Genomic DNA, 12,383 nt, shown 5'->3' with positions numbered 1-12,383 from the left:
CGGAGCGCCCTCCCGAGAGACGCCAGGGCTGCGTCGCCCGGATATCGGGCACCTCGACGCCGTGGCCTGGGTCCGAGGGCAGCCCGCGCCGATAGTTCGTGCAGATCGGACAGGATCCCTGGACCTCGCATCGCGAATCGCGTCAGGTTTACGCTAGGTCGAATTCCCGGCCGATCACGCTGCTGGAGACCGAACATGCGCCTGACCCCTGTCTTTGCCGCCGCGCTCGTCGCGCTGTCCGGCCCGGCCCTCGCGGGCGGGTTCGACGATGCCATCACCATTCCGGTTCCGCTTCCGCCCGAACCCGAGACGGGCTCTCTCGGCTCGCTCGGGGGACTTGGCGGGACCGCGGCAATCCTGGGACCTGTGGCCCTTCTGGCCATCCTCGCCGCATCGCAGGATGACGACGAGGAAGTGGAGGAATCCACCTGACCCGACTTCCTGCCGGGTCTGGGTGACGGGGCCACGGTGTCTGAACCGCAAAGGGCCCGGATGTCCGGGCCCTTCGTCCGGTCGTGGTGCAGGGGTCCGGGCGCGAACCGGCTCCTGTCTCAGGAGGCGGGCTCGGGCGTGTCCTCTGTCTCGGCATCGGCCTCCGAGGTGCGGCGGGCGCCCATCTTCTCCAGCGTCTCGCGATCGACGAGGCGCGCGATGAGCGGGTGCAGGTGCAGTTGCCGTCCCTCGACGAGTTTCCGGAAGCCCGCGATCACCGACGCCGCCCGGTCCTTGCCCGGCGCCACCACGTCGAAGAGCCAGGCGATTTCGCCGCTGGTCCAGTCCTCGGCCTTCAGCCGGATCGGCCAGGTGCCCTGGGCGATCTGTTCGCGGATGCGGCCGTCCACCTCTGGGGAGACGCTGGCCCAGATGGCAAAGCCGGCGATCTCCTGATCCGCAAGTCCTCCCGCCTCCGTCACGTCCTTGGGATAGGCGAAGGCGACGCGGTCGCGCAGCAGGGGCTCCAGCAGGAGATGTTCAAGGTCGCTCAGATGCTGCGACCGGTAGCGGGGAAGCTGGATCATGGCGAGCGCCGCCGCGGCGAAGCTGTGGCGGAGACCGACCCGTATCCTCGCAAGACGCTCCGAGGCCTCTGCTTCCGTCAGGGCGGGCGCCTCGGCGACAGGTTTCTCTTTCTTTCCAGCCATGGCACACCTCATGTTCCGAATGTGCCCTTAGGTTAGCCGAAGGCTGGAAGAGGTTCCAGCGCCGCGGTGCATCCGCGTCGTTGCGGCTCAGCCGCGCGCGGCTTTCTCGTCGAGACCGCTCCGGCCCTCGCGGCGGGCGAGTTCGGCCTCGATGTCCCCGAGGCTGACATCGCGGGCGGCGCACATGACGAGCAGGTGGTAGATCACGTCCGCCGCTTCGGCGGTGAGGCGCGCGCGGTCGCCGCGCACGGCCTCGATGATCGCCTCCACCGCCTCCTCGCCGAATTTCTCCGCCGCCTTCTCGGGGCCTTGCGCCAGCAGCTTTGCCGTCCAGCTGGACGAGGGATCGGCGCCTCGGCGGGCGGCGATGGTGGTGGCGAGACGGGCGATGCTCATGTCAGCCTCACGGGGATGCCGGCGGCGGCCATGTGTGCCTTGGCCTCGGCGATGGAGAAGGTGCCGAAATGGAAGATCGAGGCCGCGAGCACGGCGCTCGCGCCGCCTTCGGTCACGCCCTCGACGAGGTGGTCGAGCGTGCCCACGCCTCCGCTCGCGATCACGGGGATGTCGACGGCCTCGGTGATCGCCCGGGTCAGGGGGATGTTGAACCCGGCTTTCGTGCCGTCCCGGTCCATCGAGGTCAGCAGGATCTCTCCCGCGCCCTTCTCCGCCGCGCGCCGGGCGAACTCGACCGCGTCGATGCCCGTGGGGCGGCGACCGCCGTGGGTGAAGATCTCCCACCGGCCCGGCGCGACCGTTTTCGCGTCGATGGCGCAGACGATGCACTGACTGCCGAAGCGCAGGGCGGCCTCCGTCAGCACGTCGGGGTTGGCCACGGCCGCGGAATTGAAACTGACCTTGTCGGCGCCCGCGAGCAGCAGGTTGCGCACGTCCTCCACGGTCCTGACGCCGCCGCCGATGGTGAGCGGCATGAAGCACTGCTCCGCCGTGCGGGTGGCGAGGTCATACATCGTGCCGCGGTTCTCGTGCGTGGCGTGGATGTCGAGAAAGCAGAGCTCGTCCGCGCCCGCCGCATCATAGGCGCGGGCCTGTTCCACCGGGTCGCCCGCGTCGCGCAGATCGAGAAAGTTCACGCCCTTGACCACGCGGCCGTCGGCGACGTCGAGACAGGGGATGATCCGGGTCTTCAGCATGCCGCCGCTCTAGCGGGGATCGGGCCAAAGCGGAAGGGGAACCGCCGCCCGGCGCTGACGTTGGCAAGCGGTATCGTAGTGCCAGAGGACCATCCGATGAAACTTCCCGCCGCGCTGACCCTTGCCCTTGCCGCCACGCCCGCCCTTGCCGACTGGGAACGGGTCGAGGCCGAGGGCTCCGTCTCGGAGGTGACCGACCGTCTCGAGGCGGCCGTTGTCGAGGCGGGGGCCACCGTCTTTGCCCGGGTCAATCACGCCGAGGGCGCGGTTTCGGTGGAGATGGATCTGCCAGACGCAGAGCTTCTGATCTTCGGCAATCCGCGGCTCGGCACGTCCGCCATGCAGCAGGACATCCGCGCGGGCGTGGTGTTGCCGCTGCGGGTTCTGGTGGCCGATGTGGAGGGGCAGACCGTGCTCATCTACGAGGAGGTCGAGGAAATGTTCGACGACACGGATGTCGACGATGACGCCGAGTTCGTCGAGGCGATGGAGGATGCGCTGGAGACCCTGACCGAGAGAGCCGCGCGGGACTAACCCGCCAGAAGCGCCAGCGCCTCGGAAAGATCGAGCGCGCCATCGTAGAGCGCCCGGCCCGAGATCGCGCCCGCGATCACGCCGGTCTCCTTGAGCCTTGCGAGATCCCCGAGCGAGGACACGCCGCCCGAGGCGATGACCGGCACCGAAACCGACCGAGCCAGCGCCTCGGTCGCGGCGACGTTGGGCCCGCCCATGGCGCCGTCGCGGTCGATGTCGGTGTAGACGATGGCGGCGATCCCTGCGTCCTCGAAGCGGCGGGCGAGGTCGGTGACCTCTTCCTCGGTCTCCTCGGCCCAGCCCTTGGTGGCCACCTTGCCGCCCCGCGCGTCGAGCCCCACGGCGACTTGGCCGGGAAAGGCGCGCGCTGCCTCGCGCACGAGGGCGGGGTTTTCCACCGCCACGGTCCCGAGGATTACCCGCGTGAGGCCTTTTGCAAGCCAGCTCTCGATGGTGGCCATGTCGCGTATGCCGCCGCCCAGTTGCGCGGGCAGGTCCGTTGCGGCGAGGATCGCCTCGACCGCCGCCCCGTTCACCGGGCGGCCAGCGAAGGCGCCATTCAGATCGACAAGATGCAGCCACTCTGCGCCGGCATCGGCGAAAACGCGGGCCTGGGCAGCGGGATCGTCGTTGAAGACCGTGGCCGCGGACATCTCGCCGCGCAGAAGGCGGACGGCCTGGCCGTCCTTCAGGTCGATGGCGGGATAAAGGATCATGACGGGCCCCTCTCTTGACGCGCCTAACACCACGGGTCGCGGCGGGGCGCAACCTCGGATGATCCGGCTTGCGCGACTCGCGGGCGAGGCGCCAGATGCAGGGGCAACCCTCAGGAGTTACCGATGCGCCCCCTCTCTTTTGCGGCCGCCCTCGCGGTTGCGGCAACCAGCCTTGCGGCCGATCCCCTCGAGGGACGCTGGGCCACAATCCCCGATGATTTCGGCAATCGCGGCGTCATCGAGATCGCGCCGTGCGGCGACATGCTCTGCGGCACGCTGGTGGCAGCGGTGGATGCCGCGGGCCAGCCCACGGGGGGCGAGTATATCGGTCGCAACATCATCTTCGACACCGTGCCCGAGGGCGGGGGGCGCTACCGCGGCAGGCTCTGGTCGCCGGACCGGGACGAGACCTACCACGGCCGGCTCGTGCTGGCGGGCGACAGCATCACGCTGAAGGGTTGCGTCCTCTTCGTGTGCCGCGACGGGGGCACCTGGACCCGCGTGACCGGGAATTGATGACAACGCCCAAATGATGGGCTTTACTGACGGGACTGCCTTGCTTTCGGGCGCTTTCAGCAGGCCGGCAAGTGATGCACGGGCGAAACCGTGCATCATGGGAAACCTGCCGCTAGCACCGTTGCGACGGCAGCGTCATCTCGGCGTGAGCCATTCACAACCGAAGGGGTCAATATCGTGTACGCAAAGCATTTCCTCGGCCTCGGCCTCGCTCTGGCCGCCGGCACGGCCTCGGCGCAGACCGAGCTGTCCTTCGCCCTAGACTGGCGGTTCGAAGGCCCCTCGGCGCCCTATTTCGTCGCCATCGACAGCGGCCATTTCGCCGCCGAGGGACTGGAGGTGGAGATCGCCGCCGGCGACGGATCGCTCGACGCGATCCCGAAGGTGGCGACCGGCGCCTTCCCGGTGGGTTTCGCCGACATCAACTCGCTGATCAAGTTCCTCGACCAGAACCCCGGCGCGCCGGTGATCGCGGTGATGATGGTCTACGACAAGCCGCCGTTCGCGGTGATCGGCCGGATCAGCCAGGGCGTCGAGAGCCCCGCCGATCTCGAGGGCAAGATCCTCGGCGCGCCGCCGCCCGATGGCGCCTGGGCGCAGTTCCCGATCTTCGCCGCCGAGAACGATCTCGACATGTCGGCCATCACGGTCGAGCCCGTGGGCTTCCCGACCCGCGAGCCGATGCTGGCCGAGGGCGCGGTGGACGCGGTGACGGGCTTCTCCTTCACCTCCTACCTAAACGTCGCGCGACTGGGCGTGCCCGAGGACGACATCACCACGATCCTGATGGCCGATCATGGCGTGCAGCTCTACGGCAACGCAATCATCGCCAATACGGAGTTCGCCGCCGAGAATCCCGAGGTGATCGAGGCCTTCCTGCGCGCCGTTGCCGCGGGCTGGGTCGAAACCATCGCCGATCCCGCGGCCTCCATCCCGAGTCTTATCGAGCGCAACCCCGCCGCCGATGCGGAGCTGGAACAGCGCCGGCTGGAGCTGGCCATCGGCGCCAACGTGGTGACCGATTTCACCACGACCGAGGGCTTCGGCATCATCGACGACGAGCGCATGGCGACCGCGCTCGAACAGATCGCGCTGACCTACGAGTTCCAGACCGAGCCCGACGCGAGCCTCTATTTCACCGACGCCTACCTGCCCGAAGGCGGGTTCTCGCTCGAGTGACGCAACCCCGGCGCCGGGCCGATGGTCCGGCGCCGCACGCCCCGGAGGCGCCCTTGGACAAGCTCATCCACATCTCGGGCGTGCGCCACGCCTATCAGACCGCCGCGGGGCCTCTGCCGGTTCTGGATGGGCTCGAGATTTCCGTTCCCGAAGGCGGATTCGTCGCGGTGGTCGGACCCTCGGGCTGCGGCAAGTCCACGCTGACGAAGCTGATTGCCGGGCTGATGAAGCCCGACGAGGGCGAGGTCTGGCTCCATGGCGAGCGGGTGAAATCGCCCCGCTCCACCGTGGGCATGGCGTTCCAGAACCCGGTCCTGCTGGAATGGCGCACGATCCTGAAGAACGTGATGCTGCCGCTCGAGATCGTGCCGACGAAGCTGACGAAGAAGGAGCAGGAGGACCGCGCGCGCTATCTTCTGTCGCTGGTCGGGCTCTCGGGGTTCGAGGACAAACGTCCGTCGGAGCTGTCGGGCGGCATGCGCCAGCGCGCCTCGCTCTGCCGGTCGCTCGTCCATCAGCCCGAGGTGCTCATTCTCGACGAGCCCTTCGGCGCGCTCGACGCCTTCACGCGCGAGGACCTCTGGCAGACGATGCACCAGGTGAAGGAGAAAGAGCCCTTCACCGGCGTCCTGATCACCCACGACCTGCGTGAATCGATCTTCCTTGCCGATCAGGTGGTGGTGCTGTCCCAGCGGCCTGCGCGGACGCAATACGTGCTCGACGTGCCCCAGACCGGACCGCGGGACCTCGATCATCTTTACACGCCCGAGGCCGCAGAGATGCTGGCCATCCTGCGCCACCAGATCGAGGTCGCGCAGGGCAGGGCGCCCGCCGGAGACACGACCCCTGCGGCCGCCGAATAGCCGGAAAGGATCCGTCATGGCCTATGTGCCCGCCCCCTTGCCCGACACGACCCGCGACAGCGCCGCCGGGGCGATGAAGGGCGGTCTTGCCCGCGCCCTCACCAGCCGCGCGCTGCTGGCGCCGCTGGCGGCGGTGGTGGTCTTCCTCCTGGTCTGGGAGGCGCTGGTGTGGGTCAACAACTGGCCCGACTATGTCATGGCCTCGCCATCCGACCTGCCGCCCGCCTATGCGAAATACTGGGAGCTGTTCCTCGTCATGGGCTGGCAAACGCTGTGGCGCACGGTGGTGGGGCTGATCCTTGCCGTGGTCGTCGGCGTGGGCATCGGGATGCTCATGGGGTTTTCGCGCACAATGCGCGATGCGCTCTACCCGCTGCTGGTGGGGTTCAACGCGATCCCCAAGGCCACGGTGGTGCCCATCGTGGCGCTTCTGTTCGTGGGTCAGCACGACTTCAACACGGTGCTGATCGCCTTCATGATCTCCTTCTTTCCCATCGCCGTGTCGGTCTCCATCGGGCTGTCGACGCTGGAGCCCGAATACCGGGATATCCTGCGCTCGCTGGGCGCCAGCCAGACGACGATCTTCTGGAAGATCGCCCTGCCGAAGACGCTGCCGGAATTCTTCGGCGCGCTGAAGGTGGCGGTCACGCTGGCCTTCATCGGCACCAACCTGATGGAGATCGTGTCGCCCCACGGGCGCGGCCTCGGCGCGCTCTTCGATTCGGGCAAGACGAACTCGGATTACCCGCTGATGTTCGCGGTCCTGATCGCACTCGCCTTCCTCGGGATCGTTCTCTACTACGTCGTCGTCTGGCTGGAGAAAACCTTCGCCGGCTGGGCCGAACGTCCGTCAGGTTGACACCCCGGTGTCAACTCTCGCGTTAACCGTCTGGAAACCTTCGCTGCCCTAATGTCGTGACGACGCAGATGGAGCGGAGGGCAGAATGCCACGGGACACGATCGACCGCCGGGTGCGGCGCACAAGGGCGCGGCTGCTGCTCGCCGCGCAAGCCGTACTGAACGAGGGAAGCTGGGCGGACCTGTCCGTGCAGGACATCGCCGACCGCGCCGATATCGCGCGCTCCTCCTTTTACGCGCATTTCACCGGCAAGGGGGCGCTTCTGGGGCTCGTCCTGTCGGAGGCTCTGGCCGATGCCGAGGCGGAAATCGCCTCCTTCCCCGTCCGCACCGGTCGCCTGCGAACCGTGGGCTGGCTCGCTGCGCATCTCGGCTCGCACCGCGCGCTCTACGGCGTGATCCTGGGCGAGCCGGGGGAGGCCGACCTGCGCCGCACCTTCGTCGCCCGGATCGAGGCGGCGCTCAGCACAGATCTCGGACGGACCGTCGGCGTCCCCGATGCTTCGGTCTCGCGCTTCGTGGCCGCCGGGCTCGTCGCCGTCTCCGCGGACTGGCTCTCCCGTCCGAGGCGCGACCGGGTCTCGCTCGATGACCGCCTCTCCGCGCTCGTGCAGCCGCTGCTGGCGCAGGCGCGCGTCCCCGCGTGAGGCATCGGGGCCAGGATTCCGGTCGTTCGGGACGGCGCACCCCGGCTTCAGGGGGGGCAGGGCAAGGACGGATATCTTCGTCGCAGGGTCACCGATGCCTTCATGTCCCCGCCGATGGGTCGCCCCGGACCCGGGGATCTGCAAACACCGCCCGGCAGCGCGCCCGGGTCCTGAGCATACCCGCCGCCGGCAACCCGCGGGTCGAGGCGGAGCCTGTCTCGACCGGACGCCGGGCGAGACTTCGACGGGCGCCTCCGGCGCAGGCGTCTTGCCGCCCTCAGGGCCGCCAGCCGAGGAAGTTCGCGATCAGCCGGAGCCCCGCGGACTGGCTTTTCTCGGGATGGAACTGCGTGCCCAGCACGGTGCCGCGCCCGACGATGGCCGTCACCCGCCCGCCATAGTCCACATGGGCCACGAGGTCGGCAGGGTCCGCCACCTCCATCTGCCAGGAATGGACGAAGTAGGCGTGATCGCCCGCGGTGATCCCCTTGGTCACCGGATGCGCGCGGTCGATGACCAGATCGTTCCAGCCCATGTGCGGCACCTTCAACGCAGGATCGCCGGGGGCGATCCGTCGGATCTCTCCGGGCACCCAGCCGAAACCGGGCGTCTCCTCGTATTCATGGCCGACGGTGGCCAGAAGCTGCATCCCCACGCAGATACCCAGAAACGGGCGACCCCGCTCCTCCACCGCCTCGCGCAGCGCCTCGGCCAGACCCGGGATCGCGTGGAGCGCCCGGCGGCAGGCCGGAAAGGCGCCGTCGCCCGGCAGCACGATCCGGTCGGCCCCCGCCACAACCTCGGGATCGGCACTCACGACAATCTTGCCCGCGCCCGTCTCCGCAGCCATCCGCTCGAAGGCCTTCTGCGCCGAATGGAGATTGCCCGCGTCGTAATCGACCAGAACCGTGGTCACAGCGCCCCCTTGGTCGAGGGGATCGCGTCGGCCTTGCGCGGGTCGCTCTCCACCGCCACCCGCAGCGCCCGCGCCACCGCCTTGAACGCGGCCTCGGCGATGTGATGCCCGTTCACCCCGTGCACCTGGTCGATATGTAGCGTGATCCCGCCATGGGTCGACAGCGCCTGAAAGAACTCGCGCACCAGCTCGGTGTCGAATGTGCCGATCCTCGACGAGGGAAAGCTCAGGTTGCAGATCAGGTAGGGCCGCGCGGACAGGTCAAGCGCGCAGCGCACCTGCGCGTCGTCCATGACCAGCGCGCAATCGCCGTAACGGCGGATTCCCCGCTTGTCCCCCAGCGCCTGCGCCAGAGCCTGGCCCAGTGCGATGCCGGTATCCTCGACCGTGTGATGGTCGTCGATGTGCAGATCCCCGTCGGCCCGGACACGCAGGTCGATCAGCGAGTGCCGCGCCAGCTGGTCCAGCATGTGGTCGAAGAAGCCAACGCCGGTCCGGTTGTCATAGGCGCCACTGCCGTCGAGATCGACCGTGACCTCGATCGTCGTCTCGGCGGTCGCCCGCGTGATCGTCGCCTGTCGCATGGGTGGCCCTCCGGGACTGGTTCGGCGGGCTTATAGGGGCGGCTGCGGGGCAAGAAAAGCGCTCTCGCCTCGCAGATGCACGCTCAGGCCGGGTCCGGAGAGACGGACGCCGCCGGCGCCGCGCGGTCGCCGGTGGCCCAGCCCATGGCCCGCTCGCCCAGCTTGCGGAACTTGTCGGACGTGCTGTCGAGCTTGGCCACCCATTCCGGGTTCGGCGCCTGACCTTCCGTGACCTTGAAGAAGGCCTGCAGCATGCAGGCGATGGCGAAGGGCTCGATCAGCGCCACCTTCACCGCCCAGGCAAACAGGATCGCGAAGACGAAGCCCCCCGCGGACCAGGCGCCCGGCAGCAGGTAGACCACCAGCCCCGCCGGTGCCAGCATGACGAAGAACACGAGGATCGACAGCACCCAGGTGATCAGCGTCAGCCAGGCCGCGTTGACCATCATCGGCTTGCCGTTCTGCGCATAGAGCACCAGCGCCTCCTTGGCCGAGCCGAAGGGATTCTCGGCCCGGTTGCGGATGCCATGGGCGAGGATCACCTCGTCCACCAGCCCCACCGCAAGCCGCAGATAGGCCCGCACGATGCCCATCACGCTGTTCAGCCCCGGGATCGGCAGCAGGTTCATCAGGCCCTGGATCAGGCCCGTGATCGCCCGAAGCACGCCCTTGATCAGCTGGTCCACCGCAAAGAGCACCGAGGCCTCTCCGAACCGCTCGGTCACGATATGCCGCGCATGGGAGATCTGGCCGCGTCCCTCGGGCAGGGGGCGTCCGTCCAGCAGTTCGACCATGACCGCGATATGGCCGGCCTTCACGACATAGAGCAGGTACTCACGCAGGAAGTAGATGACGCCCGCCGTGACGCCGAAGCCGATGGCCCCGCCCCAGAAGGTCGACATGGCGCGGAAGTCCGCATCCCCGAAGGCACCCACGCCCCAGCCGATGCCGGCACCGGTGCCGGTCACCAGTACATAGGCCACCGCGATGCCGAAATAGACGGCCATCCGGAAGATCACGAAAGGCGCCGTCCGGCGCATCAGGCCCAGCCCCGTCGAAATGCTGAAATCCATCAAGGCAAGTCTCCCCGTTTCCCAATCCGGGGTGACCATGGCCCGGGACCGGAGCCGGACGCAAGGGCAGCCTGCCCTCAGGCCTCGGGGGGCGCCGTCTCCCCCGCGGCACCGGCGCGGTACCAGGCGCGCAGCACCGCGCGCAGCTCGTCGTCCATCCAGGTGACGTTGCCCGGCGGCATGGCATGGGTCACGCCCGCCTGCAGGTAGATGTCGCGCGCATGCCGCGCGATGTCGGAGACCGTCTCGAGGTGCACGCCTCCGGGCGCATGGCCGAGCCCGCCCCAGCCCGGCTCGCGCGCATGGCACATCGAGCAGCGGCCGAGCACGATGTCCTGCGCCTCCTCGAAACCCGGCGCCTCTGCAAAGCGCCGCTCCATTGCCGTGAGCGGCCGGTCCTCGGCCTCCTCCCAGCTGTCGAAAAGCGGCGCGGTCGACAGCGCAACGATGGCCGCGAAGATCGCCGCGGTCGCGCCCCAGGTCCACCAGGGGCGGCCCTCGCGCGCATGCATCGTGTTGAAGAAATGCCGGATCGTGACGCCCATGAGAAACACCAGAGCCGCGATGATCCAGGCGTTCTCCGTGCCGAAGGCGAGCGGATAGTGGTTCGACAGCATCAGGAAGATGACGGGCAGCGTCAGGTAGTTGTTGTGGGTGGACCGAAGCTTGGCGATCTTGCCGTACTTCGGGTCCGGCTTGCGGCCGGCCTTGAGGTCCGCCACGACAACGCGCTGGTTCGGGATGATCACCATGGCCACGTTGGCGGTCATGATCGTGGCGGTGATCGCGCCCAGATGCAGCAGCGCGGCCCGCCCGGTGAAGACCTGGTTGAGCCCCCAGGACACGACGACGATCCCGGCGAAGAGCACCAGCATCACCGCTGTGGGGTTCGCCGCGAGCGGCGAGCGGCAGAGCGCGTCATAGCCGATCCAGCCCAGCACGATCACCCCGGCCGAGATCGCGATGGCCTGCCACGGCAGCAGGTCCAGCTTCTCGGGGTCGATCATGTAGAGTTCCGCCCCCGCCCAGTAGAGCACCGCAAGCAGCGCCGCGCCCGAGATCCAGGTCCAGTAGGCCTCCCACTTGAACCAAGTCAGGTGCTCCGGCATCGCCTCGGGCGCCACGAGGTATTTCTGTATGTGGTAGAAACCGCCGCCGTGGACCTGCCATTCCTCGCCATCGGCGGGCCCCTTGATGTTCCGGTTCAGGCCGAGGTCGAGCGCGATGAAATAGAAGGACGAGCCGATCCAGGCGATGGCGGTGATCACATGGAGCCAGCGCACCGCGAAGGCGGTCCAGTCCCCCAGGATGGCTTGGTCGAGCATTCTCTTCCCCTCGTGCGGTCCAGCGCGTCCCATGCTATTGCCGTGAAAGGCGCGGCGCGCCAAGGGCCTGCGCACGCAGGCCGCCGTGCGGGGGTGCCGGGCGGCGCGAAAACGGGCAGGGGCGGGGATGGACGCAAGGATCGGGATCGAGGAGATGACGGCCGCGGCCTTCGCGCCCTTCGGCGACCTGCTCGACGGCGCCGGCGCGCCGGACCGGATCATCAACCAGGGCCTCTGCGGGCGCTGGCACGACCGGGCGCGGCTCGACTTCGGGGACGGGCGGGCGGGGATCAGCCTCTTTCGCGCCGAGCCGAGGAGCCTGCCCTACCGGCTCGAGATGGTGGAGCGGCATCCCGAGGGAAGCCAGGCCTTCGTGCCGATGAGCCTCGACGGCTTTCTCGTCATCGTGGCGCCGGACGCGGGCGGGGGTCCGGGCCGTCCGCGGGCGTTCCGGACGGCGCCGGGGCAGGGGGTGAACCTGCATCGCGGCACCTGGCACGGGGTGTTGACCCCGCTCGTGGCGCCGGGGCTTTTTGCCGTGATCGACCGGATCGGGCCGGGCACGAACCTCGAGGAGCACTGGTTTGCCGCCCCCTTCGAGGTGGGATGAGCCGGGTCCCACGATGGGACCTGCCGCAACGACCTGAAAACACGGCGAAAAAGGGTTAACCGCCCGAAGTCCGCGCCACCGCCTCCGAAGCGTGCCGCCCCCCTCTTTTTCTGGCCGGAAGTATCCCGGGGGGAACGTCGGAAGCCTCCGGCTTTCGACGTGGGGGGCAGCGCCCCCCTCCTGCCCGGACTCGCCGGAGGCGGGGCCGGGCGTATCCTGCGCGCCGAAGGCGCTCCGCGATCGACGCCCGCCGAGGCTTGCCCCGC

Annotated in this window: 16 protein-coding genes; 8 read left to right on the top strand and 8 right to left on the bottom strand. The window is 68.7% G+C overall.

What is annotated here, in order from left to right; genetic code table 11:
* Positions 1–195 precede the first annotated feature (195 nt).
* On the top strand, positions 196–432 hold the full coding sequence (locus tag EAT49_RS13040) for a hypothetical protein (RefSeq protein WP_123642770.1): 237 nt from the start codon (positions 196–198) through the stop codon (positions 430–432).
* A gap of 119 nt (positions 433–551) precedes the next feature.
* Here the strand turns inward: EAT49_RS13040 and EAT49_RS13035 are convergent, their stop codons facing one another.
* From EAT49_RS13035 to hisF, 3 genes are all read right to left on the bottom strand, one after another.
* A complete protein-coding gene (locus EAT49_RS13035; protein WP_123642769.1) occupies positions 552–1,142 on the bottom strand; it encodes a toxin-activating lysine-acyltransferase in 591 nt (196 codons plus the stop codon).
* Between the two features lie 87 nt (positions 1,143–1,229).
* Positions 1,230–1,538 (bottom strand): phosphoribosyl-ATP diphosphatase, encoded by a 309-nt coding sequence (locus tag EAT49_RS13030; RefSeq protein ID WP_123642768.1) that lies wholly within the window; start codon positions 1,536–1,538, stop codon positions 1,230–1,232.
* Positions 1,535–2,296: an imidazole glycerol phosphate synthase subunit HisF gene (gene hisF, locus EAT49_RS13025; protein ID WP_123642767.1), complete on the bottom strand. Its 762-nt coding sequence runs from the start codon at positions 2,294–2,296 to the stop codon at positions 1,535–1,537. The genes EAT49_RS13030 and hisF overlap by 4 nt, the downstream gene beginning before the upstream one ends.
* Positions 2,297–2,392: 96 nt before the next feature.
* Here hisF and EAT49_RS13020 point away from each other — a divergent pair, with 96 nt between their 5' ends.
* On the top strand, positions 2,393–2,830 hold the full coding sequence (locus EAT49_RS13020) for a DUF302 domain-containing protein (protein ID WP_123642766.1): 438 nt from the start codon (positions 2,393–2,395) through the stop codon (positions 2,828–2,830).
* Here EAT49_RS13020 and hisA read toward each other — a convergent pair.
* Positions 2,827–3,546, bottom strand: coding sequence for a 1-(5-phosphoribosyl)-5-[(5-phosphoribosylamino)methylideneamino]imidazole-4-carboxamide isomerase (gene hisA / locus EAT49_RS13015; protein WP_123642765.1), 720 nt, complete (start codon positions 3,544–3,546; stop codon positions 2,827–2,829). The genes EAT49_RS13020 and hisA overlap by 4 nt on opposite strands.
* Positions 3,547–3,669: 123 nt before the next feature.
* Here hisA and EAT49_RS13010 point away from each other — a divergent pair, with 123 nt between their 5' ends.
* The 5 genes from EAT49_RS13010 to EAT49_RS12990 all read left to right on the top strand — a co-directional run bounded on the left by EAT49_RS13010 (position 3,670) and on the right by EAT49_RS12990 (position 7,609).
* Positions 3,670–4,062 carry a DUF2147 domain-containing protein gene (locus EAT49_RS13010; protein ID WP_123642764.1) on the top strand — a complete coding sequence of 131 codons (393 nt, stop codon included), beginning with the start codon at positions 3,670–3,672 and terminating at the stop codon, positions 4,060–4,062.
* A gap of 177 nt (positions 4,063–4,239) precedes the next feature.
* Positions 4,240–5,241 (top strand): ABC transporter substrate-binding protein, encoded by a 1,002-nt coding sequence (locus tag EAT49_RS13005; RefSeq protein ID WP_246003846.1) that lies wholly within the window; start codon positions 4,240–4,242, stop codon positions 5,239–5,241.
* A gap of 53 nt (positions 5,242–5,294) precedes the next feature.
* Positions 5,295–6,104, top strand: coding sequence for an ABC transporter ATP-binding protein (locus EAT49_RS13000; protein ID WP_123642763.1), 810 nt, complete (start codon positions 5,295–5,297; stop codon positions 6,102–6,104).
* A gap of 73 nt (positions 6,105–6,177) precedes the next feature.
* The gene (locus EAT49_RS12995) at positions 6,178–6,963 is read left to right on the top strand and encodes an ABC transporter permease (RefSeq protein ID WP_123642907.1); all 786 of its coding nucleotides are present in this window, start codon (positions 6,178–6,180) and stop codon (positions 6,961–6,963) included.
* A gap of 85 nt (positions 6,964–7,048) precedes the next feature.
* Positions 7,049–7,609, top strand: coding sequence for a TetR/AcrR family transcriptional regulator (locus EAT49_RS12990; RefSeq protein ID WP_123642762.1), 561 nt, complete (start codon positions 7,049–7,051; stop codon positions 7,607–7,609).
* Positions 7,610–7,886: 277 nt separating this feature from the next.
* Here EAT49_RS12990 and hisH read toward each other — a convergent pair whose 3' ends face one another.
* From hisH to EAT49_RS12970, 4 genes are all read right to left on the bottom strand, one after another.
* On the bottom strand, positions 7,887–8,525 hold the full coding sequence (gene hisH, locus EAT49_RS12985; RefSeq protein WP_123642761.1) for an imidazole glycerol phosphate synthase subunit HisH: 639 nt from the start codon (positions 8,523–8,525) through the stop codon (positions 7,887–7,889).
* Positions 8,522–9,109: an imidazoleglycerol-phosphate dehydratase HisB gene (hisB, locus tag EAT49_RS12980; RefSeq protein ID WP_123642760.1), complete on the bottom strand. Its 588-nt coding sequence runs from the start codon at positions 9,107–9,109 to the stop codon at positions 8,522–8,524. The genes hisH and hisB overlap by 4 nt, the downstream gene beginning before the upstream one ends.
* 83 nt (positions 9,110–9,192) lie before the next feature.
* Positions 9,193–10,182, bottom strand: a complete 990-nt coding sequence (locus EAT49_RS12975) for a hypothetical protein (protein WP_221181461.1) — start codon at positions 10,180–10,182, stop codon at positions 9,193–9,195.
* Positions 10,183–10,259: 77 nt separating this feature from the next.
* Positions 10,260–11,507, bottom strand: a complete 1,248-nt coding sequence (locus EAT49_RS12970; protein ID WP_123642758.1) for a urate hydroxylase PuuD — start codon at positions 11,505–11,507, stop codon at positions 10,260–10,262.
* Between the two features lie 127 nt (positions 11,508–11,634).
* Here EAT49_RS12970 and EAT49_RS12965 point away from each other — a divergent pair, with 127 nt between their 5' ends.
* Positions 11,635–12,117 (top strand): ureidoglycolate lyase, encoded by a 483-nt coding sequence (locus EAT49_RS12965; RefSeq protein ID WP_123642757.1) that lies wholly within the window; start codon positions 11,635–11,637, stop codon positions 12,115–12,117.
* Positions 12,118–12,383 lie beyond the last annotated feature (266 nt).

Origin of the sequence: Histidinibacterium lentulum (genome assembly GCF_003789055.1) — a bacterium.
Taxonomy (GTDB): domain Bacteria; phylum Pseudomonadota; class Alphaproteobacteria; order Rhodobacterales; family Rhodobacteraceae; genus Oceanicola; species Oceanicola lentulus.
Note: the sequence above shows the minus strand (reverse complement) of the source record. Positions and strands in the feature narration are given on the sequence as shown.